The 24018-nt window shown below is 64.1% G+C and carries 25 protein-coding genes and 1 tRNA gene; 17 read left to right on the top strand and 9 right to left on the bottom strand.

Annotated features, from left to right (window positions below; genetic code table 11):
- Window positions 1–82: 82 nt before the first annotated feature.
- A tRNA-Thr gene (locus BW995_RS16120) sits at window positions 83–157 on the top strand.
- 89 nt (window positions 158–246) lie between these two features.
- Here BW995_RS16120 and BW995_RS16115 read toward each other — a convergent pair.
- Window positions 247–936, bottom strand: a complete 690-nt coding sequence (locus BW995_RS16115; protein WP_076401597.1) for a GntR family transcriptional regulator — start codon at window positions 934–936, stop codon at window positions 247–249.
- 246 nt (window positions 937–1182) lie between these two features.
- Between BW995_RS16115 and madL the strand changes: the two genes are divergently transcribed.
- The 9 genes from madL to BW995_RS16070 all read left to right on the top strand — a co-directional run bounded on the left by madL (window position 1183) and on the right by BW995_RS16070 (window position 8518).
- A complete protein-coding gene (gene madL / locus BW995_RS16110; protein ID WP_076401440.1) occupies window positions 1183–1581 on the top strand; it encodes a malonate transporter subunit MadL in 399 nt (132 codons plus the stop codon).
- Between the two features lie 13 nt (window positions 1582–1594).
- Window positions 1595–2359 carry a malonate transporter subunit MadM gene (gene madM / locus BW995_RS16105; protein ID WP_076401439.1) on the top strand — a complete coding sequence of 255 codons (765 nt, stop codon included), beginning with the start codon at window positions 1595–1597 and terminating at the stop codon, window positions 2357–2359.
- Window positions 2360–2547: 188 nt separating this feature from the next.
- The gene (mdcA, locus tag BW995_RS16100; RefSeq protein WP_076401438.1) at window positions 2548–4191 is read left to right on the top strand and encodes a malonate decarboxylase subunit alpha; all 1644 of its coding nucleotides are present in this window, start codon (window positions 2548–2550) and stop codon (window positions 4189–4191) included.
- A 13-nt stretch (window positions 4192–4204) separates the two neighbouring features.
- Window positions 4205–4522 (top strand): malonate decarboxylase acyl carrier protein, encoded by a 318-nt coding sequence (mdcC, locus tag BW995_RS16095; RefSeq protein ID WP_076401437.1) that lies wholly within the window; start codon window positions 4205–4207, stop codon window positions 4520–4522.
- Window positions 4519–5397, top strand: coding sequence for a biotin-independent malonate decarboxylase subunit beta (locus tag BW995_RS16090; protein WP_076401436.1), 879 nt, complete (start codon window positions 4519–4521; stop codon window positions 5395–5397). The genes mdcC and BW995_RS16090 overlap by 4 nt, the downstream gene beginning before the upstream one ends.
- Window positions 5398–5399: 2 nt before the next feature.
- Window positions 5400–6104 carry a biotin-independent malonate decarboxylase subunit gamma gene (gene mdcE / locus BW995_RS16085; protein ID WP_076401435.1) on the top strand — a complete coding sequence of 235 codons (705 nt, stop codon included), beginning with the start codon at window positions 5400–5402 and terminating at the stop codon, window positions 6102–6104.
- Window positions 6091–6768, top strand: a complete 678-nt coding sequence (gene mdcG / locus BW995_RS16080; RefSeq protein WP_076401434.1) for a malonate decarboxylase holo-[acyl-carrier-protein] synthase — start codon at window positions 6091–6093, stop codon at window positions 6766–6768. Before mdcE ends, mdcG begins: the two co-directional genes overlap by 14 nt.
- Complete coding sequence (gene mdcB, locus BW995_RS16075) at window positions 6765–7616, top strand: triphosphoribosyl-dephospho-CoA synthase MdcB (RefSeq protein WP_076401433.1); 852 nt, start codon at window positions 6765–6767, stop codon at window positions 7614–7616. Before mdcG ends, mdcB begins: the two co-directional genes overlap by 4 nt.
- Complete coding sequence (locus BW995_RS16070; RefSeq protein WP_076401432.1) at window positions 7613–8518, top strand: ACP S-malonyltransferase; 906 nt, start codon at window positions 7613–7615, stop codon at window positions 8516–8518. The genes mdcB and BW995_RS16070 overlap by 4 nt, the downstream gene beginning before the upstream one ends.
- A 331-nt stretch (window positions 8519–8849) precedes the next feature.
- On the opposite strand, the gene BW995_RS16065 is transcribed toward BW995_RS16070, so the two are convergent.
- From BW995_RS16065 to BW995_RS16055, 3 genes are all read right to left on the bottom strand, one after another.
- Window positions 8850–9560: an HdaA/DnaA family protein gene (locus BW995_RS16065; RefSeq protein ID WP_076401431.1), complete on the bottom strand. Its 711-nt coding sequence runs from the start codon at window positions 9558–9560 to the stop codon at window positions 8850–8852.
- A gap of 6 nt (window positions 9561–9566) precedes the next feature.
- Window positions 9567–10712, bottom strand: a complete 1146-nt coding sequence (locus BW995_RS16060; RefSeq protein ID WP_084194922.1) for an AI-2E family transporter — start codon at window positions 10710–10712, stop codon at window positions 9567–9569.
- A gap of 122 nt (window positions 10713–10834) precedes the next feature.
- Window positions 10835–12148 carry a DUF2066 domain-containing protein gene (locus tag BW995_RS16055; RefSeq protein ID WP_076401430.1) on the bottom strand — a complete coding sequence of 438 codons (1314 nt, stop codon included), beginning with the start codon at window positions 12146–12148 and terminating at the stop codon, window positions 10835–10837.
- Window positions 12149–12200: 52 nt separating this feature from the next.
- Between BW995_RS16055 and purM the strand changes: the two genes are divergently transcribed.
- The 3 genes from purM to BW995_RS16040 all read left to right on the top strand — a co-directional run bounded on the left by purM (window position 12201) and on the right by BW995_RS16040 (window position 14467).
- Window positions 12201–13346 carry a phosphoribosylformylglycinamidine cyclo-ligase gene (purM, locus tag BW995_RS16050; RefSeq protein ID WP_084194943.1) on the top strand — a complete coding sequence of 382 codons (1146 nt, stop codon included), beginning with the start codon at window positions 12201–12203 and terminating at the stop codon, window positions 13344–13346.
- Between the two features lie 2 nt (window positions 13347–13348).
- Window positions 13349–14005, top strand: a complete 657-nt coding sequence (purN, locus tag BW995_RS16045; protein WP_076401429.1) for a phosphoribosylglycinamide formyltransferase — start codon at window positions 13349–13351, stop codon at window positions 14003–14005.
- A gap of 78 nt (window positions 14006–14083) precedes the next feature.
- Window positions 14084–14467 (top strand): VOC family protein, encoded by a 384-nt coding sequence (locus tag BW995_RS16040; protein WP_076401428.1) that lies wholly within the window; start codon window positions 14084–14086, stop codon window positions 14465–14467.
- A gap of 11 nt (window positions 14468–14478) precedes the next feature.
- On the opposite strand, the gene BW995_RS16035 is transcribed toward BW995_RS16040, so the two are convergent.
- Entirely contained in the window at window positions 14479–15039 is a 561-nt protein-coding gene (locus tag BW995_RS16035) for a TetR/AcrR family transcriptional regulator (protein ID WP_076401427.1), read from the bottom strand.
- A gap of 82 nt (window positions 15040–15121) precedes the next feature.
- Here BW995_RS16035 and BW995_RS16030 point away from each other — a divergent pair, with 82 nt between their 5' ends.
- Entirely contained in the window at window positions 15122–15562 is a 441-nt protein-coding gene (locus BW995_RS16030; protein WP_076401426.1) for a DUF2214 family protein, read from the top strand.
- On the opposite strand, the gene BW995_RS16025 is transcribed toward BW995_RS16030, so the two are convergent.
- Complete coding sequence (locus BW995_RS16025; RefSeq protein WP_175617103.1) at window positions 15534–16175, bottom strand: 4'-phosphopantetheinyl transferase family protein; 642 nt, start codon at window positions 16173–16175, stop codon at window positions 15534–15536. The two genes, BW995_RS16030 and BW995_RS16025, sit on opposite strands and share 29 nt — an antisense overlap.
- A 154-nt stretch (window positions 16176–16329) precedes the next feature.
- Between BW995_RS16025 and BW995_RS16020 the strand changes: the two genes are divergently transcribed.
- Together BW995_RS16020 and dmeF are read left to right on the top strand one after the other, a co-directional pair.
- Window positions 16330–16602, top strand: a complete 273-nt coding sequence (locus tag BW995_RS16020) for a metal/formaldehyde-sensitive transcriptional repressor (RefSeq protein ID WP_076401424.1) — start codon at window positions 16330–16332, stop codon at window positions 16600–16602.
- Window positions 16603–16734: 132 nt separating this feature from the next.
- A complete protein-coding gene (gene dmeF, locus BW995_RS16015) occupies window positions 16735–17694 on the top strand; it encodes a CDF family Co(II)/Ni(II) efflux transporter DmeF (RefSeq protein ID WP_076401423.1) in 960 nt (319 codons plus the stop codon).
- Window positions 17695–17764: 70 nt separating this feature from the next.
- Here dmeF and BW995_RS16010 read toward each other — a convergent pair whose 3' ends face one another.
- Window positions 17765–20032, bottom strand: a complete 2268-nt coding sequence (locus BW995_RS16010) for a TonB-dependent siderophore receptor (RefSeq protein ID WP_175617102.1) — start codon at window positions 20030–20032, stop codon at window positions 17765–17767.
- Between the two features lie 341 nt (window positions 20033–20373).
- Between BW995_RS16010 and BW995_RS16005 the strand changes: the two genes are divergently transcribed.
- The gene (locus BW995_RS16005; protein ID WP_084194919.1) at window positions 20374–20976 is read left to right on the top strand and encodes a sigma-70 family RNA polymerase sigma factor; all 603 of its coding nucleotides are present in this window, start codon (window positions 20374–20376) and stop codon (window positions 20974–20976) included.
- Window positions 20977–21040: 64 nt separating this feature from the next.
- On the opposite strand, the gene BW995_RS16000 is transcribed toward BW995_RS16005, so the two are convergent.
- Window positions 21041–23365, bottom strand: a complete 2325-nt coding sequence (locus tag BW995_RS16000; RefSeq protein WP_076401593.1) for an ATP-dependent helicase — start codon at window positions 23363–23365, stop codon at window positions 21041–21043.
- A 66-nt stretch (window positions 23366–23431) separates the two neighbouring features.
- Entirely contained in the window at window positions 23432–23923 is a 492-nt protein-coding gene (locus tag BW995_RS15995) for an Lrp/AsnC family transcriptional regulator (RefSeq protein ID WP_076401421.1), read from the bottom strand.
- Window positions 23924–24018 lie beyond the last annotated feature (95 nt).

Here is a 24018-nt window from a genome sequence, read left to right as displayed (position 1 = left end):
CCAAAACTGCGTGGCATAAAGCGCGCCTCGACGCTGAGGTGCTGAACGCAGCACTGACAACGACGAACAGGTTGAAGAGCTTGCTGCTGTGGCTCAGGGGTAGAGCACTCCCTTGGTAAGGGAGAGGTCGAGAGTTCGAATCTCTCCAGCAGCACCATCTGAAAAGCCCGCCAGTCCACCGGACGGCGGGCTTTTTGGCGTTCTGGTCCTTCCCCGAGAGGCTGCATGGCAGCCCCCCCCCACAGGTTACGCCACCACCGACAGCTTTGGGGACACCAGACTTTCCAGCGATGACACCAGATCGGTGAAACGCTCCCCCTGAACAACGACATGCGCCCGCAACAGGTCAGAGGCCACATCGCCCTGCCCGGCTTCAATCGCCTGAACAATGGCCTCGTGCTCATTGAACGAGGTGTGCATCCGGTTGCGCACCCGGAGCTGCAAACGGCGATAGGGCCGCAGGCGGCGGTGCAGGGCGCTGGCCTGCTCGATCAGGAACGCATTGTGGCTGGCGTCGTAAATGGCCAGATGGAACACCTCGTTCAGGCGGTAATACTCGGCCGGGTCGTTGGCTTCTTTCGCCCGCTGGCAAGCCTGATGGGTCAGGCGGATCCGTCGCTGCTCGACGTCGGTGGCACGCCGGGCGGCCAGACGACCGCACATCGCCTCCATTTCGGCCATCACATCAAACATTTCGCACAGTCTGGGGGCCGGAATGGCCGTCACCTCCCACCCCTTGCGCGGGCGTTTGCTGATGAAGCCGACGGCTTCGAGCTGGATCAGCGCCTCGCGGATCGGGGTGCGCGACACACCGTGCATTTCCGCCAGATCAATTTCTTCCAGCCGCGTCCCCGGAGCATAGGCACCGGTGACGATGCTCTCCTCGATTTTTTCCCGCAACTGCTCGGAAAGACGAGTGGTGACCGGTGAATCCATGGGGGCCTCGGGGGACGGATGCATACGAAGGACAGGATATAAAACTCTTGACTCCGCGTCCACAAGTCAGTTTTCTGTATACACAAAAAGAATCACCGCATACTCAAATGCAGGTAAAAATACCCGGTGAGCAGTTGTGCATGCCGGAAACAAGGGAAGAACACGTCATCATGGATCACAACAGCTGTCGCCACGGCAGGGGCTTTGCCCTGCCTGCCGTCTCCCTCTGCCAGAAGGAGACCTGAGATGATCATTTTCGGAACCGCCCTGCTGGGCGTGTGCTATTTGCTGGGCATCCTGCTCGGCGACGCCCTCGGCGGGTTGATCGGGGTGAAGGCCAATGTCGGCGGGGTCGGCATCGCCATGATGCTGCTGATCGCCTCACAACATTTCCTGAAACGCCGGGGCCTGCTGAACGCGGTGTCGGAAAAGGGCATCACCTTCTGGGCGATGATGTACATCCCGGTGGTGGTTGCCATGGCTGCCACCCAGAATGTGCTGGTTGCCGCCAAGGCTGGCCCGGTGGCGCTGCTGGCTGCGGCGGGATCGGTGATCCTGTGCGCGGGCGTCATTGCCTTCATCAATCGCATCATTCAACGATCCCATGGCGATCAGCCGTGGGCTCCCGATGCCAATGTCGGTTGAGGAGCCCTGAGCCATGCTGCACATGATCGAAAAAGCAATTTCGGAAAACCAGCTGATCGGCGCTTTCGCCGTGGTTGGCCTGATCGTCTGGGTGTCCAACCTGCTCTCGCGCTATCTGACCAAGGGGCGCGTCCACGGCTCGGCCTTTGCTGTGCTGGGCGGGCTGGCGCTGGCCTATTGGGGGGGCATGATCACCGGCAAGACCAAGGGACTGGCCGACCTGACCATGTTCAGCGGCCTGGCGCTGATGGGGGGAGCCATGATGCGGGATTTCTGCATCGTCGCCACCGCCAGCGAGGTCCATGTTGACGAAGCGAAAAAGGCCGGCTGGCTGGGCTTCATCGCCCTGTTTCTGGGCACCATCATCCCGTTCGTCGTCGGCGTGGCCGTGGCGCGGGCGTTTGGCTATACCGATCCGGTCTCGCTGACCACCATCGGGGCGGGCGCGGTCACCTACATCGTCGGCCCGGTGACCGGGGCGGCGATCGGTGCCAGTTCGGACGTGATGGCGCTGTCCATCGCCACCGGGGTGGTGAAGGCCATTCTGGTGATGATCTTCACCCCGGCTCTGGCTGGCTTCATGCGGCTCAACAATCCCCAGGCGGCGATGGTGTTCGGTGGTCTGGCCGGAACGGTCAGCGGCGTCAGCGCCGGACTGGCCGCCACCGACCGCCGCCTTGTCCCTTACGGGGCTCTGGTGGCGACCTTTCACACCGGTCTCGGGTGCCTGATGGGGCCGTCGGTGCTGTTCCTCGCGGTCAAGGCGATCAGCGGCTAGAGCATTGTGCGAAAAGTGGGAACCGGTTTTCGCTCAAACAATGCGACAGGACAAACGAGCATTGTGCGAAAAGTGGGAACCGGTTTTCGCAACAACAATGCGGCAGGACAAAAGGTTAGAGCAGCGTGCCTGCGTCAGATTTAACGCACGCTGCTCTAGAGCATAAGAATAAAAAGGAGTGATCAATCATGCGTGACTGGAATACCCAGGCTCGTAACCGGGAGGCGCGGCTGGCCCGCGCCGCCCACCTGACGCAGGGCAAGACGGTTGAGGCCAAAGACGCGGCGGCGCTGCTGTCCGCCGTCCTCGAACCTGGCGACCGGGTCTGTCTGGAAGGCAACAACCAGAAACAGGCCGACTTTCTGGCGAAAGTTCTGGCCGGGCTTGACCCTGCCCGCGTGCATGACCTGCACATGGTCCAGTCGGTTCTGGCCCTGCCCGAACATCTGGACGTGTTCGACCGCGGCGTTGCCTCGCGGCTTGATTTTTCCTTTTCGGGGCCGCAAGGGGCACGCCTTGCCAAACTGGTCGCCGAGGGGCGGATCAATATCGGTGCCATCCACACCTATCTGGAACTGTTTGGCCGCTATTTCGTCGATCTGACCCCACGGGTCAGTCTGGTCTGCGCCCAGGCCGCCGACCGGGCAGGCAACCTCTATACCGGCCCCAATACCGAAGACACGCCGACCATCGTCGAGGCGACCGCCTTCAAGCGGGGGATCGTCATCGCGCAGGTGAACCAGATCGTCGATAGCCTGCCACGGGTGGACATTCCCGCCGACTGGGTGGATTTCGTCATCCAGAGCCCCAAGCCCCATTACATCGAGCCGCTGTTCACCCGCGACCCGGCGCAGATTTCCGAAATTCAGGTGCTGATGGCAATGATGGCCATCAAGGGCATCTATGCCGAATACGAGGTCAACCGCCTCAACCACGGCATCGGCTTTGACACCGCCGCCATCGAACTGCTGCTGCCGACCTATGCCGAGAGTCTGGGGCTGAAGGGGCGGATTTGCCGCCATTGGGCGCTCAATCCCCACCCGGCGCTGATCCCGGCCATCGAAGCGGGCTTTGTCGAGTCGGTGCATTCCTTCGGCTCGGAACTGGGGATGGAGAAGTATATCGAAGCCCGGCCAGACGTGTTCTTCACCGGCCCCGATGGCTCGATGCGTTCCAACCGCGCCATGAGTCAGGCGGCGGGGCATTACGCCTGCGACATGTTCATCGGCTCTACCCTGCAGATTGATCTGGGGGGCAATTCGTCGACGGCCACCCTTGGACGCATCGCCGGTTTCGGCGGCGCTCCCAACATGGGCTCGGATGCCCGTGGGCGACGCCATGCCAGCCCGGCCTGGCTGAAGGCCGGACGCGAAGCCCGTGAAGGACGCGGCCTGATGCCACGCGGGCAAAAGCTGGTGGTCCAGATGGTCGAGACCTTCCGCGAGCACATGCAGCCCGCCTTTGTCGAACGGCTGGATGCGTGGGAACTGGCCGAAAGTGCGGGCATGGACCTGCCGCCGGTGATGATCTACGGCGAGGATGTCAGCCATATCCTGACCGAAGAGGGGATCGCCAACCTGCTGCTGTGCCGCACCGACGAAGAGCGCGAGCAGGCGATTCGCGGCGTTGCCGGCTATACGCCGGTGGGGCTGGCCCGCGACAAGCGGATGGTCGAAAACCTGCGCGATCGCGGCATCATCCGCCGCCCCGAGGATCTGGGCATCGACAAGAGTCTGGCCACCCGCGACCTGCTGGCGGCGCGTTCGGTCAAGGATCTGGTGCGGGCCTCGGGCGGCCTCTATGACCCGCCCAAGCGTTTCCGCAACTGGTGAGCCGGAGGAAAGAATGGAAACCCTGAAATTCGAATATCGTGGCGGGCGTCCCTGCAATCCCGCTCAGGCCAGCGCCCTGGCGGGGGTGGTCGGCTCGGGCAATCTGGAAATTCTGGTCGAGCAGGAGCCGCTGAACGGTGCCTGTGCGGTGGAGGTGGTCACCGCTGCCGTCGGCTTTGGTGCCATCTGGCAGGCCGTGCTTGATGACTTCTTCGCCCGCCATCCACTGGCCGACGTGCGGATCTCCATCAACGATGTCGGAGCGACCCCGGCGGTGGTCTCCCTGCGCCTTGATCAGGCGGTGAACGCATTCCTCGGAGGGACGGCATGACCCAGAGCTATTACGAAGCCAGCGCCCGCGAGCGTCTGGCCGCCGTGCTGGACCCGTCCAGCTTTCAGGAAATCCTGCCGCCCTCCGCCCGGGTGACGAGCCCCCACCTTCGGCAACTGGACACCCCGGCCGCTTTCGATGACGGCATCATCGTCGGCGAAGGGCGGCTGGACGGCCAGCCGGTGCTGGCGGCCGCACAGGAAGGTGGCTTCATGGGCGGGGCAGTGGGCGAAGTCCACGGCGCCAAGCTGGTCGGCCTGCTGGAACGGGCGCTCGATACACGGCCCACAGCGGTGCTGCTGCTGGTGGAATCGGGCGGTGTGCGACTGCACGAGGCCAATGCCGGGCTGATCGCCGTCTCGGAAGTGATGCGGGCGGTGCTGGCCGTGCGCGGGGCCGGGATTCCGGTGATCGTGCTCGATGGCGGGCAGTTCGGCTGCTTTGGCGGCATGGGCATCGTTGCCAGACTGTGCGACACGGTGATCATCAGCGAAGAAGGCCGTCTGGGCCTGTCCGGGCCGGAAGTCATCGAAACCACCTGTGGGGTCGAGGAATTTGACTCCCGCGACCGCGCCCTCGTCTGGCGGACGGTGGGCGGCAAGCACCGCACCCTGCTGGGCGAAGCCGGGGAACTGGTCGCCGATGCCACGGCCGCCTTTCGCGCGGCGGCGATCCGGGCGCTGGCCCTGACGCCCGACCTGTCGCTGGAGGCCCTGGAGCGCGAGCATGCCGCTCTCGGCCAGCGGATCGAGCGTTTTGGCGACTGCCACGACGCGGTGGACATCTGGCGCGCCCTCGGCATCGAGGCCCCCGAACGCCTGCCCCTGCTCGAAGCTGCCGACTTCAATACCATCACTGCCGGAAAGAGGGCCTGATCATGGATGCCAAACTCCTGCTTGAGCAGCTGTTTCCCGCCGGTCAGCGGGTGGACTTCGATGGTCAGTATTTCTCCGGGACCGGACAGACCGCCGATGGCGAAGTGGCGGTGATCGGCACCACCGACGCCGCCGCCATCGGGGTCGAACTGGCCTTTCGCATCGCCGGACAGGTGCTGGAGATCGTCCGCAGCCATCCCCGCCGCCCGATCCTGCTGCTGGTCGATACTCAGGGACAGCGCCTCAGCCGACGCGACGAACTGCTGGGGATCAACGGCTACATGGCCCATCTGGCCAAATGCATCGAAGTGGCGCGCCGGGCCGGTCACCGGGTGATCGGGCTGGTCTATTCGCAGGCGGTGAGCGGCGGCTTCCTCGCCTCGTCGATGCTGGCCGATACCTGCTATGCCCTGCCCGAGGCCGAGGTGCGGGTGATGAATCTGCCAGCCATGTCGCGCATCACCAAAATCCCTGTCGAGCGTTTGCAGGACCTCAGCCAGCTCTCGCCGGTTTTTGCGCCGGGAGTGGAGAACTACCTGCGCATGGGGGCGATTGCCGAGCTGTGGCAGGGCGATCTGGCCGCCTGTCTGGAAAAAGCACTGGCGGCTGCGGTCGGGCATGACGCCCGGCGCGACCGCGGCCTTGCCCGGCAGGGTCGCCTGCTGGCCGGGCCGGTGGCCGAGCGGGTGCGTCATGGGGGCGCCTGAGCCCCTGTTGCGGCGGCATGACTGGGTCTGGCTCCGGCAGGACTGGCAGAGGCACCTGCGGTCTCCGCTGGAGCCGCTGGCCCACGCCGAACTCACTGACTGGCTGGCGGGCGAGCGGCCACTGGTGGTCACCCGCCGCCTGCCGGGGGACAGTCTGGACGACCTGCGCCTCGGCCTCGCCCGCCCGGGCCGGTGGCGGATCGCCCTGCATCTGTCGGTGAACGCCATCGCCCGTCTGTCCTTGTCCCCCTCGCCGCTGGAGGTGTTGGGCGACGCCCCCGGCGACTGGCGGGAACGGCTGGACTGGCTGGCTGCCCTTGGCTGTGAACAGCGGGTGCCGATGGGGGTGTACGGTTCACTGGCCTGGCAGCATTTTGCCGGGTCAGCCAACGGTCAGTATCTGACCTGCCAGTCCGATCTCGATCTGCTGTTCATGCCATCCAGCTGGACGGCGGTCGAACGGCTGATGAGGGAACTGACCGCGTCCGAAGGGTGTCTCCCCGGGCCTCGGCTGGATGGCGAAATCATCCTGCCCGATGGCGGGGGCGTCGCCTGGCGGGAACTGGCCGCCCGCCCGCCCACGGTGCTGGTGAAGACCATCGACAGCGTGAAATTACGTCCGTTTGCCACCTTGCCCCTGTTGTTCGAACGGAGGGATGCATGAGCCACCTTCTTCCCCTTCGCCGTGCCCCGACGGCACAGGGCCGCACCATCGCACGGGCGGTAGTGCGGGCCCTGCATACCGAAGTCGCCCTCTATCCCAAACCGGGACTGGTCAGCCTGATTGACAGCGGCGCGCACCATGACATGGACGCCACAACCTTTCTGCGCTCGCTGTTCTCGCTGCGGCACTATTTCGCCGCCATCGCCGATCTGGGGGCCGCCGGTCATCCCTTTGCCAGCCTGCAATGGCTGGGAATGCGGGCGGAACAGCGCATGCTGACCGCCACCGGCGGAATCAACACCCATCGGGGAGCCATCTTTTGTCTTGGTCTGCTGGCAGCGGCGGCGGGCTGGCAGCGGGCCCGTGGACAACGGCCGGACAGAACCACCCTCGCCCGAACGGTGGTGGAGCTCTGGGGCGAAGCCATCGCCGAAGCCGGCAGCCTGTCGCGCACCAGCAACGGCAGCCGGGCAGTGCGACGCTATGGCGCACGCGGGGCGCGGGAGGAAGTGCTGGAGGGCTTTCCCACCCTGATCACGGTGGCACTGCCCGCCCTTGATGAGGTCCAGACCGGTCTGGACTGCGCCCGACGCGCGCGGGTGCAGGCGCTGTTCGCGGTGATGGCAGAGCTGGAGGACACCAACCTGCTGCACCGGGGCGGCCCGGACGGGCTGGCCTTTGTTCAGCGCGAGGCGCGCCTCTTTCTTGAACGGGGGGGTGTCCATGCGCCAGACTGGATGGAGCGGGCCGTCGCGCTGCACCGGGCCTGTGTCCAGCGGCACCTGTCACCCGGCGGCGCGGCCGATGTGTTGGCGGCGGCCTGCTTTCTGAAGGATCTGGAGGAATGAGACTCGGTCTTCTCTGCCCCGGTCAGGGGGATCAGACACCGGCGATGTTCGACAGTCTGGCCGGACAGGCTGCCGCCGCTCCCGTTCTCGATGGTGCCGCCACCCTGCTGGAAGAGCCCCTTGGCGCCATCGCCCCGGACCGTCTGGTTCTCAATGCCGTGGCGCAACCGGCGTTGTGCGCCTATCAGTTGGCGATCTGGCAGGTTCTGCGGCCCCATCTGCCCGACCCGTGCATCCTTGCGGGCTACAGTGTCGGCGAGCTGGCCGCCCACGGCTGTGCCGGAGCCCTGGCGCCCGAGGCGGTGATCGCACTGGCGGCCAGACGGGCGGCCTTGATGGATGCGGCGTCGGCCCGTGCGGGCGGATTGATGGCGGTGCGTGGGTTGCGGCAACCGGAGCTGGAGCCATTGTTGGCGGCCCGCTCCTGCGAACTGGCGATCATCAACGACCTCGACCGGCTGGTGGTTGGCGGCCCGACAGAGGAACTGGCCGCGCTGGAAGGCGACCTGATCACCCGTGGTGCCAAGGTCACGCCGTTGAAAATCACCATCGCCTCGCACACCTCGGTGATGGCGTCCGCCGTCGAGCCCTTTCGGCGGGACCTGTCTGCCGCCTGCTGGACCGCCCATGAGGCCCCGGTGGTGGCCGGAATCGACGCTTCGATGATCCGGAGCAAGGCCAGAGCGGTGGAGACTCTTGCCGCGCAGATTGCCCGGCCGGTGGACTGGTCCGGCTGCATGACCGCCCTGCGGGAGGCAGGCTGCACCGTCCTGCTGGAACTGGGGCCGGGCAACGGGCTGGCCCGCATGGTCCGCGACCGCTTTCCCGACCTGCCCGTGCGTTCAGTGTCAGAATTCCGCTCCATCGCCGGGGTGATCGACTGGGTGCAGGCGGCAGACTAGAGCAGCGTGCGTTAAATCGGACGCGGGCACGCTGCTCTAAGCTTTTGTTCTGTCGCATTGTTTATGCGAAAACCGGTTCCCACTTTTCGCACAATGCTCTAGACCATCGTGCGTTAAACCTGACGCCACGATACATGACAGTTGGTGGAAAAGAATGGGCTATCGCCCAGACCCATTCGGGACCTGAGGCCCCAGCGAGGTGTGGAGCAGCGCTCCACGTCCTTGTTCCCAAATTGTCCTGTACTGTGATCGGACGCAGGCACGCTGGTCTGGCCTTTTGCTCTGTCGCATTGTTTTTGCGAAAACCGGTTCCCACTTTTCGCACAACGCTCTACTCGTCGTCCTCGTCCTCGTCGGACAGCGCACCGGCCCCCTTGGGGCGGACACTTTCCAGAATTTCGCGCACCAGCGGCACGGTGACCGGTCGCTGCCGCACCAGAGACAGATGGTCCGCGGCATCCACCACCAGCCGGGCAGCGGCATGGCTGCGTTCCATGTGGCGCAACAGATAGCTGATCACCTCGACGCCGATCTTGAGCTGGCGGTCACTGAACAGCTTGATCAGCACCGCCGCCATCACCGTATCATCCGGCGGTCCGATTGACACCGCCGGAGCCGCCGACAGCCGCGAGCGCAAATCCGGCAGGGTCACCCACAGCGACGGCGGGGTGGTGCAGGTCAGCAACAGCGTCGCGCCGGTTTCCTTGGCCAGATTGTACAGGTGAAACAGATCGGTTTCGTGGACTCCGGCATCGACATCATCGATCACCACCGCATCGTTGGCAGCCAGCAAGGCAGGTGGATCAAGCCGCAAGCCCAGCTCGCCCGCGATCACCGGTGCGCCGGAACGGGCGGCAAACACCTGTGCCAGATGGCTTTTTCCGCTGCCACTTTCGCCCAGCAGGATCAACGCCGGGGCGGGCCAGTCCGGCCAGCGGTCCAGCCAGGCGACGGCTTCGGCATTGCTGGGGGCGACCAGAAAATCTTCCTGTTCCAGCGCCGGACGGTGCTCCAGAGGCAGGGGAAGCTGTTGCTGCGCCATTGCCCCTCAGCCCTCTACGCGGTCATCAGCCGCGGCAGTGTCGGGCGGCACGCCGCCGTGATACAGCGGGCTGGCCAGATAGCGGGCGAGAAAATGGCGGATCAGCACCCCGATCACCGCCGCCACCGGCACCGCCAGCAACAGCCCGACAAAGCCGAACAGCGCCGCCCCGGCCAACAGGGCAAAGATCAGCCACACCGGATGCAGGCCGATGCGCTCGCCGACCAGCAACGGCGACAGCACGTTGCCTTCCAGAAACTGGCCGATGGCAAACACCACCGCCACCAGCACCACATGCAAAGTGTCGGAAAACTGCGCCAGTGCCAGCCCCAGCGAAATCACCAGACCGCTGATTGCCCCGACATAGGGCACCACCGAAGCCATCCCGGCCCCCAGCCCGACCACCAGCCCCAGATCCAGCCCGACCAGCGACAGGCCGATGGCATAAATGCTGCCCAGCGCCAGACAGACCGTTGCCTGACCGCGCACGAAACCGGCCAGCATCTCGTTGATTTCCGAAGCGAGGGAACGGACCGTTGCCACATGGTGGCGGGGCAGCCAGCTATCAACCTTGCCCACCATCCGGTCCCAGTCGCGCAGCAGGTAAAAGGCCACCACCGGTGTCACCACCAGCAACGACAGGATGTTGATCAGCGCCAGAGAACTGGTCAGCACGCTTTTGACCACTCTCAGCCCCCAGCTGGCAGCATCGCCAACCATCGACATCACCCCGTCGCGCAGCTTTGCCACCTGATCAGGCGGCAACAGGGCCTTGACGTGGCGCACAACCGGTTCGACCCGCTGTTCCAGCGCCTGCAAATAGCCCGGCAGGCGATGGACGAAGTCGGTGATCTGGGTGTGGATCGCCGGGATCAACAGCAACAGGGCAATGCTGAACACCAGCAGGAAAATCATCGTGATCAACACCGTCGCCATGGTCCGCGACAGGCCGCGCCGTTCCAGCCAGTCGGCCAGCGGATCGAGGAAATAGGCCACCGCCGCCCCGGCGACAAAGGGCAGCAGGACACTACGCAGGACATAAATGCCTGCCAGGGTCAGGGTCGCCACCACCAGCCAGAAACGCCAATGGCGCGGGGGATGCAGATGCTGGGCATCGTCTCCCGGGGCGGATGGAACAGGGGTCTTGCTCATGGCGACCGGACTCTGATGCTGCTGGGCTGCGGCGAAAAGCACGCAAGGAAGACAAAGGAATAGCAGGTTTCGCGACCGCACACCATAGCGCGTCGGCGTGCGATGGTGTGCGGTCTCAGGCTTTAGCGAATGGTCACGCTGCTCTGGCTGCCCGGATAGCCCGCCGCCGGAGCCACCGGACTGGCCGGTGTCACACCGGGAGTGGACACCGGGGCAGAGCCTTGCGGTGATGCCGGGGTCAGGATCGACGGCATGCTCTGTCCACCGGGGATGGTGGTCTGCGGCACTTCGCGGCGGATCACCCAGCCTTGCGGCTCCAGCGTTGCCGACAGGCCGACCGAGGCCAGCCCGGCCACCAGTTCCTCGAAGGTGCTGGTATAGCGCAGGCTGGCCTGAGCGGCACTGCGGCGCAGCTCGGTCAGCTTCCAGTCCTTCATCCCCGGTGTCTGGTCCAGACTCTGGCGCAGACCAGCCCATTCGTTCAGGCTGCTGAATTCCAGCAGCACCGGCGTGTCATTGATCGGCCCGGCAGCGGCAGCGGTCACCGCCTGCGCCCGGAATCCCTTGTCCAGCGACTGCGCGGTCAGGCTGACCGCCCGCGCCAGAAAGCGGCTAATGTCTTCGCCGGTTTCCGGCAGCACGGTCAGGGCAATCGCCTCTTCCGGTGTTGCCGACACCCGCCGCACCCGAATGTCGAGGGCGGGCAGGTCCGGGTTCGAGGCGATGCTCTGCGGCGTCTTGTGCGCATGGGCTTCGACCACCAGCACACTGTCAGCGGCATAGCGTTGCGCCAGCGCGCTCAAGGCGGCCTGATCAAGTGCCACCGCGCGGGCGGCATCAATCGATCCGATGTCGGCCAGATCGCCCAACGGAACCTCGGTGCTGACCAGTCCGCCACTGCGGCGCGTCGCCCACGCCTGCCGCCACGGATTCGGCTCTTCCCACAGGGTCGCCGGGGCATCGGCTGCGGCATACCACACCGGCAACACCAGAGAGGGCCGGGTTGCGGTTTCGATATAGCTGATATGCGAGCGATCAAGCAGCGCCTTCACCGCCTGCGGCATGAAGGTGACATCAATCTTCGCCAGATAGCGCACCGCCGAGGTCTTTTCATCGCGAATCGACAACCGCAGCACCATCCGGTCCACATCCGCCGCCGACGGATGCGGCAAACGGTCGAACTGGCTGGGATCAACCAGCCGCTGCAGCAGCATCTCCAAGGCTTTGACCTGCCCGCTGGCAATGGCGCTTTCGCGTGCCTGTGCCGCATTGGCCGCCGTTGCATCGACCGGCACATCGCTCACCTGATAGGCAGCCTGCACCTGATCCTGCCCCGGTGTTTTGCTGCTGGGCGGCGGAGCGGCGGGGCCAGAACCCAGAACCTGCAGGCTTTGCGCCCCGGCATGTGTCGGGAAAATGGCCGTTTCAGCGGTCATTGCTGCCACAAACAGGCAAAAACCACCCACGGCCCTGCCAAGCGCCGTTGCAATGCGTGCCGGTTTCAGTATTTTCCTCACTCTATCCGTCCACCCAAAGCCACTCAGTGAGGCCGCCATTTCCACTCCTTCCGACAAACAGGGTCTGAGCTATAAAGATGCTGGCGTTGACATTGACGCCGGAAACGCTCTCGTGCAAGCCATCAAGCCGCTGGCCAAGTCCACTGTGCGCTCCGGGGCCGATTCTGACCTCGGGGGCTTCGGGGCCTTGTTCGACCCGCGCGCCGCTGGCTTCAAAGACCCGATCTTGTGTGCCGCCACCGATGGCGTCGGCACCAAGCTCAAGATTGCAATCGATGCCAACACTCACGACACCGTGGGTATCGACCTCGTTGCGATGTGTGTCAACGATCTGGTTGTGCAGGGCGCCGAGCCGCTGTTCTTCCTCGATTACTTCGCCACCGGCAAGCTGGAGGTCGAACAGGCCCGCACGGTGATCGCCGGGATCGCCGAAGGCTGCAAGCAGGCCGGTTGTGCCCTGATCGGCGGCGAAACCGCCGAAATGCCCGGCATGTACAAGGCCGGTGACTACGATCTGGCCGGTTTTTCCGTCGGCGCCGCCGAACGCGGCACCCTGCTTGACGGCAAGGGCTGCCAGCCGGGCGATGCCCTGATCGGTCTCGCCTCGTCGGGCGTACACTCCAACGGCTATTCGCTGGTGCGCCGCATCGTCGAAAAGAGCGGTCTGGACTGGACCGACGACGCCCCGTTCGCCCCCGGCACCAGCCTGGGCCGGGCGCTGATGACCCCGACCCGCATCTATGTGAAAAGCTGTCTGGCCGCCATCCGTGCCGGTCACGTCAAGGCGCTGGCCCACATCACCGGCGGCGGGTTCTGGGAAAACATCCCGCGCGTGCTGCCCGATGACATCGCCGCCGAGCTGGATGCCGATGCCCTGCCGTTGCCCGAGGTGTTCCGCTGGCTGGCAAAAACCGGCGGCGTTTCGGCCACCGAAATGGCGCGGACCTTCAACTGTGGCGTCGGGATGATTCTGGTGGTTCCCGCCGATCATGCCGATGCCGCCGTGGCCCTGTTCACCGAACACGGCGAGCAGGCCCGCGTGATTGGCCGTCTGGCCGCCCGTGGCGACGGCGAAGCCGTGCGCATCGCGGGGCTGGATGCGGCCTGGGGTCTGTAAGGATGTCCACTGCTCCCCGGCTGAAAGTCGGCGTGCTGGTGTCCGGGCGCGGGTCAAACTTGCAGGCGTTGCTTGACGCCTGCAAGGACCCGGCCTTCCCGGCAGAGATCGTCCACGTCCTGTCCAACAAGGCCGATGCCTATGGACTGGTGCGGGCGGAACAGGCCGGGATCTCCACCACGGTGATCAGCCACAAGGATTTCCCCGACCGCGAAAGCTTTGATGCCGCCATGGACCGCGCCCTGCGGGCCGCCGGGGTCGAGTTCGTCTGTCTGGCAGGCTTCATGCGCCTGCTGAGTGAGGGCTTTGTGCAAGGATGGCAGGACCGGATGATCAACATCCATCCGTCGCTGCTGCCCAGCTACAAGGGTCTGCACACCCATGAACGGGTGCTGGCCGATGGCGGCAAGCTGCACGGCTGTTCCGTCCATTTCGTCCGCCCTGCCTGTGACGAAGGCCCGCTGATTGCGCAAGCCGCCGTGCCGGTGCTGGATGACGACACCGCCGACAGCCTCGCCGCCCGCGTGCTGCAACAGGAACACCGCATTTACCCACTCGCCCTGCGCCTGATTGCCGATGGCAAGGTGCGGGTGGTCGGCAACCGTGCCCTGACCGATGGCTGCACGGCCAGCGGCGCGCTGGTGGTGCCCGACGCCTGAGGGGGAATGGCGAAGACCGTACACCTCGCCATTGTCCTGTCGTCTGCCTGTCTGTCTTCTGTCTGAAGGCCAACACCCATGCACACACTGCGGATTGACCACCTTGTCCTCACCGTTGCCAGCATTCCGGCCACCTGTGAGTTTTACAGCCGGGTCCTTGGCATGGAGGTGGTCACCTTTGGCGAAGGACGCACCGCCCTGAGCTTCGGGAACCAGAAAATCAACCTGCATCAGGTTGGGCGCGAGTTTGAACCCAAAGCCAACCGCCCGACAGCCGGTTCTGCCGATTTGTGCCTGATTGTCGATCCGGGTAACGGCGATATTATGGCCCATCTGGCCGCCCATCAGATCGCCGTCGAGGCAGGCCCGGTGGTCCGAACCGGCGCAATCGGGCCAATCCGGTCGGTTTATGTCCGCGACCCCGATCACAACCTGATCGAGCTGTCGGAATATATCCGCTGATCCGGTCGTCCTTACGCCTGTTTCTGCACCCGGATCAACTGATCAATCAGGGCCTCGTCAGCCGGAATCTGTCCGTCCAGCATCAGCATTGCCAGCCCGTGCACCAGTGACCATGCCCGAATGGCGCGGGCATGGGCTTCCCCGCCCGCGCGGGCGGCAAAGGCGGCGGCGTTGGCGTACAGCAATGCCCCGGCATCGGAGTCCAGCACGCCATCCTCGCGGACTGCCGCCAGAACCGGCGAGGTAAAAATCAGCCGGAACAGGGCCGGATGGGCCAGTGCAAAGCGCACATAGGCCCGGCCCGTGGCGGCAAACCCTTCATCGCCTCCCCCCACGCTGTCCGAGGCCGCGTTCTGGACGGTGGCAAGCTGTTGCAGGCCTTGCTGCGCCAAGGCGGCCATCAGGGCCTGCTTGTCGGGGAAATGGCGATAAACGGCGGTGGCCGAAACGCCCGCCCGCCGCGCCACTTCGCGCAGAGATGGTTCTTCGCCGCGCTTTTCCTCCAAAAGCCGAAGCCCCTCGTGGATCAGGGCAGCGCGCAGATCGCCATGGTGATAGGGGCGAGGCTCCATGTTTACACCGTTACCTTTTGTCGCTATGGTGACACTGTAAACATTCACCCTCCCCTTCGCAAGGCCCGCCGGAGACCGAGAGATGCCTGATCTTGACCTTGTGCTCGCCATTCTGCACCACCTCGCCGCTCTGACCCTGCTGGCCTCTCTGGTTGCCCAGTTGACCCTGCTCAAGGCTCCGCTTTGCCAGCAGTCGGTGCCCATGCTGGCCCGGATTGATCTCGGCTATGGCCTGAGTGCGCTTGCCATTCTGGTCATTGGCGGGCTGCGGGTGTCCTTTGCCGCCAAGGGCTGGGAGTTTTATGCCCTCAACGCCGCCTTCTGGGCCAAGATGGCCCTGTTTGCCGTCATTGGCGGGCTGTCGGTTGTGCCGACCCTCCTGTTCCGCCGCTGGCTGCGCGCGGGAGTCATTCCAGCAACCCAGTTGGTGTTGGTCCGGCGTCTGGTCACGCTGGAGGTGGCCCTGTTTGCCCTGCTGCCGGTGTTTGCCGTCCTCATGGCGCGAGGATTGATTCGTCTGTAACAGCCTTCCCCACCGCCAGCGCCGCCTGAATCCCCGGGTACGGCGACCACTGGCGCAGACGCCATGCGGCCCCGGCAAACTGGGGTGGCAGGCTGTCGGCCCGCCACGGGTCAGGCGCAAGAGACAGGCTGGTAAAGTCAATCGCCAACCCCCAGCCCACCGCCTTGGTCAGCGCCTCTTTCAGCGTCCACAGCGGTACCGCCCGCTCTGCCGCCCATGGCAGCTCTGCCGGGGCGGTGATCATCGCCAGTACCTCGGGCGGAAATGGCCGGTCGCTGCGTTCAACATCAATGCCGACCCGACAGCCCTCGCCGACCACACAGGCCACCGCTCCCCGGCAATGGCTGAGGCTGACATCCAGCCCGCCCTCGCCCACCAGCCGAGGCTTGCCGCCCGGCTGGTCGACAGTAAAGCGCACATCAGCCGGAGCACACCCCAGCACCGCCGTCACCATCGCCCGCCGCAAGGCATGGGCGGCCCGAAACGCCTGCCGGTCCGCCAGAACCACAAAGCGGCCCGCACGAGCCTGCTCGTCGTCATCCAGCCACTGGTTCCAACCGTGCTCTGCCGCGTGGTCATCAACCGGCAAGGTCGCCGTAAACACCCGCCCCATGGTCATCCTTTCGTCAAAAAAGCGCAGACTCACTGGTCCAGTTTTTGGTTTGTCGCAGTGATGGTGCGCAAAACCGGTTCCCACTTTTGCGCTCACAGCTCCAGTATGGTATAGTCCCCCATACTATCCGAGTCGCCTTATACGGACCCCAACCATGTCACACACACTCCGGGACAAAGACAAGCTGCTGGCCCGCGTCCGCCGCCTGCGCGGGCAGATGGACGGCATCGAACGCGCCCTGCTGGCCGAAGCCCCCTGTAGCGAAGTCCTGCGCCAACTGGCTTCGGCCCGAGGCGCAATGAACGGCCTGACCGCCGAAGTGATGGAAGACCACCTGCGCGAACACGTTCTGGAGGCTGACAGCGAGCCTGAGCGCCGACAGGCGGTGGAGGAAATGATCGAGGTCATCCGCTCGTATCTGAAATAGCAAACCCCGAGCGGTTGGACCATCTGCGACGACGTATTTGCTGAATGAACAGACTCAAATCCCGAGCAGATGACAATCCGCGACGACGCATTTGCGCGGAACACACACTGCACTGACAGGAAAGGCTCACCCATGACCGCTCCGCTGTCTCATACCCACGACTTTCTGGGCGACCAGCACCGCCAGAACGCCCGCAAGGTCTGGCTGGTGATCGCCTTGACCTCGGTGACGATGGTGGTGGAAATCATCGCCGGAAGCCTGTTCGGCTCGATGGCGCTGGTGGCCGATGGCTGGCACATGTCCACCCATGCCGCCGCCATGCTGATTGCCGCCATCGCCTATGCCTTTGCCCGTCGCCACAGCACCGACCCGGCCTTTTCCTTTGGCACCGGCAAGCTGGGCGATCTGGCCGCCTTTGCCAGTGCGGTGCTGCTGGCGCTGGTCGCCGCCCTGATCGGCTGGGAAAGCCTGCACCGGCTGGCGCAACCGGTACCGATTGATTTCCGGCAGGCGATGGTGGTGGCCGCCATCGGGCTGGCGGTCAACCTGCTGAGTGCCTGGGTGCTGAAGGATGACCATCACCACGGGCACGGGCACGGGCACCATGAACACCATGATCATGAACACCACGACCATGATGATCACGACCATCAGCACCATGCCCACCACGGCCATGACAACAACCTGCGCGCGGCCTATCTGCATGTGGTGGCCGATGCCCTGACCTCGGTGCTGGCGATAGCCGCCTTGCTGCTCGGCCAGGTCACCGGCTGGGTGTGGGCCGATCCGCTGATGGGGATCATCGGGGCACTGGTCATCTGCCACTGGTCGTGGTCGCTGATCCGCACCACCGGCGCCATTCTGCTGGACAGTGCGAGCACGGAAGACACCCTGCCCGCGGCCATCCGCCACAGTCTGGAAGGCGATGAGACCCGGATTACCGACCTGCATGTCTGGCAAGTCGGCCCCGGCCATCACGCCGCCATCATTGCCCTCAGCAGCCCGGCCCCACAGCCTCCCAGCCACTACAAACAAAAGCTCGCCCATCTGGGGGGCTTGTCCCATGTGACGGTCGAATGCAATCCGGCCTGATACAAGACGAAAAGCACGATGGCGCAGCTGGATGTTTCCGCCGCGCCATCGCCCCATCCCGAACCACCTCTTACCAGCTGTATTTCAGCGAGGTGTTGATGGTCATCGCATCGCCGTAATAGCAGGTGCCGTAATAGCAGGTGGAAACATACTGCTTGTCGGCCAGGTTCTTGCCGGTCAACGACCAGGTCAGGCCGTCGAACAGTTGATAATTGACCGAGGCATCAAACAGGGCATAGCCGTTATAGACCTGCTTGTCGCCGTTGCCGTCATAACCAACGGTATCGCCGGTATAGCGCACACCGCCGCCGAGGGTCAGGCCCTTGGCAATGCCCGACCCGAACGCATAGCTCAGCCAGGCCGAGGCCATCTGATCGGCCACCCGGTCCGGGCGGGTGCCGACTTCCGAGGCGGTCAGGCTTTTGGTGACTTCCGCGTCCTGAACGGTATAGCTGGCCACCGCGCTCCAGCCGTCCCACATGTTGATGCGGCCTTCCAGCTCGATCCCCTTGACCTGCACTTCGCCAATCTGCGAGGCAGCCCCGGTGTTGGGATCGGTCTTCACCACGTTGGTCTGGGTCAGGTCAAACCCGGCAACGGTGAACACCGCATCCATGAAGGTCGGCACATACTTCAGGCCGACTTCATACTGCTTGCCTTCGGTCGGTTCGGGGCGGACGCGGTTGCCGTCGGCATCGGTATAGCCGTTGGCGGCATTGAACACCACCGGGTTGAACGACTCCGAATAGCTGACATAGGGAGTCAGGCCGTTGTTGAACAGGTACGACAGGCCGCCGCGCATGGTGAATGCCTGATCCTTCAGGTCTTCGTCCAGGCTGCTGCCTGCCACCTTTTCATTGCCGCGCACGGTGGTCTTCACCCAGTCCTGACGGCCCCCGGCAGTCACCACCCAGTGATCGGCGATCTTGATCTGGTCCTGCACATACAGGGCGACGGCGGTTTGATCGACATCCCAGTCGAAATCAGTGTCCAGCGCAGTGATCGCCGGCGTTCCGGCATAGCTGTACGACCCGGAGCTGACGTTGTTCAGGCCGGTGGTTTCGCCGGTCTGATAGCTTTCGTCGGTGTGGGTCCGGCGCAGTTCGACCCCGCCCAGCAGCTTGCTCTTGAACCACGCCGTATTCCAGTCGTACTGGGCGTTGGTGTCCATGCTCATCCGGTCGGAGGTGCCGGACAGCACAAAGGCGGTGCGGGTCATGCTGTCGGTGGTGGCATCATAGGCCCGCTGATAGACCGTCTCGTAATCCACATCCGTGTGACTGTAACGGGCGCTGTTGCTGATCTTCAGACCATTGTCCAGCGTGTAGCTGGCCTGATAGCCCAGCGTCTTCTGGTCAGTATTGAAGAAGTTCGAGCCCGGCTCACCCAGAAAGGCTTCGCGGTCAAGCGCCCCGATCAACTGCTCGGGCACTCCGTTGGCCGCCGTGGTCTCGACCTTGTAGTAATCGCTGAGGAAGGTGATTTCGGCCTTTTCGTTCGGCCTCCAGGTCAGCGCCGGAGCCACATACAGGCGGTTGTTCTGCGAATAGTCTTCCTGCGTGTCGCCATCGCGCAGCAATGAGGTCAGGCGATAGGACCACTCGCCCTTGCTGTCCACCGCGCCCGAGAAATCGCTCTTGATTTCCTTCTGGTTAAACGAGCCATAGGACACCTCGACCTCGTGCAGCGGCTCGGTGGTCGGGCGCTTGGTGGTGGCGTTGACCATCCCGCCCGGTTCGTTGCTGCCATAAAGGGTCGAGGTCGAGCCCTTGAACACCTCCACCCGCTCCAGCCCATAGGGCTCCATGCGCGAGGTGGTGAACCAGCCGCCGATGTTTTCGCTCATGCCATCGCGGTAAACACCCTTGGTGCCTTCGTCAAAGCCGCGAATCACAAAGCTCTGATAGCGGTCATCGCGGCCCCACTGGTCGGCCTGCACCCCGGCGGTATAGGCCAGGGCGTCTTCCAGATCCTTGACCCCGCGATCACTCATTTCCTTTTCGGTGATCACCGACACCGATTGCGGAACTTCGATCAGCGGCGTATCGGTCTTGGTGGCGGTGCTGCCGCTGGTCGCCACATAGCTGACCGGATCGGCGGCACCGGTTTCCGTGCTGGCCGTCCCCTGCACCGTCACCGTATTGAGCTGAATCCCGTTACCCGCCTGAGTGGCAGAGGCCGGATCACTGGAAGAGGTCTGCGCCTGCTGGGCGTCGGCAGCCTGTGGCAAACCGAACATCACGCCCCCCAGGGCCAATGCCAGCCACCCCAGCGCGCTGCCGTTCAACAGGGCCTGTCGCCCGCTGCGATGCGCGGACGGTCGCGGACGACCAGACATATTCTCTTTTAAAAGCAATCCCTTATTCATACCTCATTCCCCAGCTTGCGTGCCGTGTTGATCGCGGGTCTACAGGGAAAACGGATGATGTGCGGGAGAATTCAATCCATGAGAATGATTTTCATTCTTGAATGAAAATCGCAACCTTGCTAGCGTTGCCTCCATCACGACAGGGGTCCGCCGCACCGATCTGCGGCCATTCCCCCCGCCGTCATGGGCAAAAGCCCCTCTTTTTCTACCACTTTGACGCTTTCAGGAGCACCACGCGATGACCTTCCGATGCATCTCCAGCAGCATGATCGCCACCAAGTTGTCTTGCATCCTGCTGGAGGGCCGAAGCCGTGTTTCATTCCACGAAAACCGATGATCTTTGTCCGCCGACTAGCCTTTCACGCCCTGCGGCGTACTTGCTGGACCTCGCGACGGCTGCCCGTCCGACATTGCTGTCCATAGCAAGACGAATCACCGGCTGTCCATTTCAAGCCGAAGACGTGGTTCAGGATGTTTTTTTGAAACTTCTGCCCGTCGGTGCCCCGTTTCACGACGACATCAACGAGGCCTATCTGTATCGGATGGTGCGCAATCTGGCGATTGACCGCACCCGACGACAGCAGCTGGAAGAGCGGCTGTTCACCGATCTCGACGATACCCACAGCGACTCATCCGCCGACAGCCTCACCGCCGAACAGGAACTGATCGGCTCGCAGGCACTGGGGGCCATAGAAATGGCTCTGGCTGGCTTGTCCGCGCGGGATCGCGCCATTTTCACCCAACACCGCCTGGACGGAGTCGCGCAAAAGGACATTGCCGCCCATTTCCGGCTGTCGCCCGCAGCGGTCTGCACCATTGTCAAAAAGGTGCACGGCCTGTGCCAGGCCGCCTTGCAGGCCATGGACTCCGCCGCCAGAGACTCCGCCGCCAGACCAGGAGGTGCGCTTCAATAAGCAAGCGCCCAACAACAAGCGCCTTGGCAATCAGGGCGGCCGGGGATACCCCGCCGCCCTGCCCTTATTCCGGATCGGGAACCACCGTCACAAAGCTGGCCACCACCTTTTTGCGTCCGACGGTATCAAACATCACTTCCAGCTTGTCGCCATCGGTGATCACCACATCGCCATAGCCGAACTTGTCATGCACCACCCGGTCGCCCCGTTGCAGGGACGGCTGCGACGAGGCTTTTTTGCCCGCCCCCTGCCAGCTCAGGCCCTCGCGGTCGTTGAAGCGGGCCTTGCGTTCCTGCCAGCCGGTTGACGGCGGGCGGGATGTATCCCACTGACCGTTCCAGCTCGACCAGCTTTCGCTGCGTCCGTGCGAACCGGCCATCAGGCCGGTATCGCTGCTGACTTCCTTCATCTCGTCGGGGATTTCCTCGATGAAGCGGGAGGGCAGGTTGTTCTGCCACTGGTTGAAGACCCGTCGGTTGGCGGCATGGGTGACGAACACCCGCTTGCGCGCCCGCGTCAGGCCGACATAGGCCAGACGGCGTTCTTCTTCCAGTGACTTCAGGCCACCATCATCAAGGGCGCGGCGGTTGGGGAACACTTCCTCTTCCCAGCCGGGCAGGAACACCACGTCGAATTCCAGCCCCTTGGCGGCGTGCAGGGTCATCACCGTCACCGCTGCCCCCTGCCCGGCCTTGGCGTCGTTTTCCATCACCAGCGCGATGTGTTCGAGGAATCCGGTCAGGCTGTCGAATTCCTCCAGCGCCGCCACCAGTTCCTGCAGGTTTTCCACCCGCCCCGGAGCCTCGGGCGAGCGGTCCTTTTTCCACATGTCGAGATAGCCGGACTCGGCCAGCATCTGGCCGGTCAACTCTCCCGGCCCCATCGCCGAGCGCAAGGCCGCCCATTCATCGATCATCGCCACGAACTGCGCCAGCGCCTTGCGCGGCTTGGGCTTCATTTCATCGGTGTCGAGCAGACGCCGGGCGGCGGTCAACAGCGGCACGCCTTCGGCACGGGCGGCCAGATGGATGGTCTGCAACGCCGCATCGCCCAGGCCGCGTTTGGGAGTGTTGATCACCCGCTCAAAGGCCAGATCATCGGCGGGCTGTTCGATCAGCCGCAGATAGGCCACCGCATCGCGGATTTCCGCCCGTTCGTAAAAGCGCAAGCCGCCGACCACCCGATAGGGCGTGCCGGTCATGATCAGGCGTTCTTCAAATTCGCGGGTCTGGAATCCGGCCCGCACCAGAATCGCCATCGAGGCCAGCGATACACCGGCGCGCTGCTGGTCGTCGATGCGGTCCACCACCCAGCGGGCTTCGGCTTCGCCGTCCCACAGGCCATGGATCGCCACCCGGTCGCCGCGCTCCTGCGCCGCGTCTCCGGCGGCCCGCAGGTCTTTCCCCAGACGGTCGCTGTTGTGGCGGATCAGGCCTGACGCCGCCCCCAGAATGGCCGGGGTCGAGCGGTAGTTGCGCTCCAGACGGATGATCTGCGCACCGGGGTAATCGTGCTCGAATCGCAGGATGTTGGCGACTTCGGCCCCGCGCCAGGAATAGATCGACTGGTCGTCGTCGCCAACGCAGCAGATATTGCGATGGCCCAGCGCCAGCGCCCGCAGCCACAACGACTGCGCGACGTTGGTGTCCTGATACTCATCGACCAGAATATAGCGGAACTGCTGCTGATAGCTGGCCAGCACCTCGGGGTGGGTGCGGAACAGGGTCAGACAGTGCAGCAGCAAGTCGCCAAAGTCGCAGGCGTTGACCTCGTGCAGGCGCTGTTGATAGGCGGTGTACAGCTCCACCATCCGGCCATTGGCGGCATCGCGCGATGCTTCGCTTTTCGAGACCGCATCCGGCAGCCAGCCGCGATCCTTCCACCGCTGGATGATCCCCATCAGCGCGGGCAGCGGCCATTTCTTCAGATCGACTCCGGCCTGTTCGACCAGCGGTTTGAGCAGCCGGTTCTGGTCGTCGCTGTCCAGAATGGTAAAGCCCGCCCGCACGCCGACCAGCTCGCCGTGCCGCCGCAGAATCCGCACGCCCAGCGCATGGAAGGTGCCCAGCCAGACCTGTTCCGCCACCGGGCCAATCATCTGGCCGACGCGCTCGCGCATTTCGCGGGCGGCACGGTTGGTAAAGGTCACACACAGGCAGCCCCACGGCGGCGCCAGCCGCTGGGCCAGAATGTGCGACAGGCGGGTGGTCAACACCCGCGTCTTGCCGGTTCCGGCCCCGGACAGCACCAGCAGCGGGCCTTCGGTGGTGGTCACCGCCTGCAACTGCTCGGGGTTCAGGCCATCCAGCCACGACGGGCGCGCCCTGCGGTCAGCCGCAGGCACCGGTTCAGGCAGGAAATCGTCGGAGAGGTCAAAAGGATCGTCCATCATGCCCGGCACTATACGGCAGAGCCCGGCCCCCTTCATCACAAAAAACCGCCGGGGTGCGCCGGGTCAACGGCTGCGCAGATGGCCGGTCGGCAGGGCGGTGGTGTATTTGACCTGACTGATGGCAAAGCTGGAACGGATTTTCAGCACACCGGGAATCTGGGTCAGGCAATCGACCATCAGTTCCTGATACTTGATCAGGTCTTCAACCACCACCCGCAGCATGAAATCAGCGTCGCCGGTCATCAGATAGCATTCCATCACTTCCGGGCGGGTGGCGATGGCGCGGGTAAAGCGTTCCAGCGTTTCCTTGTCCTGACTGGTCAGCGTCACATGGACAAACACGTTGACCGCCAACCCCAGCTTCAGCGGGTCCACCAGCGCCACCGATCCGCGGATCACCCCGTGCGCCTTCATGTCGCTCACCCGCCGCCAGCAGGGCGAGGGCGACAAACCGACCAGCTCGGCCAGATCGGCATTGCTGAGGTCGGCGTTCTGTTGCAGGGCATCAAGAATGCGCAGGCTGGTCTCATCCAGCAGCTCGGAAGGCTTGGGCATATTTTTTCCTGAAAAGGCCATTTTGAGGAAAAACTACCTTATCATTCGCTGCTTTGGAAACAGATAGGAGAAAAATTCGTCCCCCCAGGCCCTAA

The sequence above is a fragment of the Insolitispirillum peregrinum genome (assembly GCF_900156605.1).
GTDB classification, from domain to species: domain Bacteria; phylum Pseudomonadota; class Alphaproteobacteria; order Rhodospirillales; family Rhodospirillaceae; genus Insolitispirillum; species Insolitispirillum peregrinum.
This window is presented reverse-complemented; position numbering and strand designations above follow the sequence as displayed.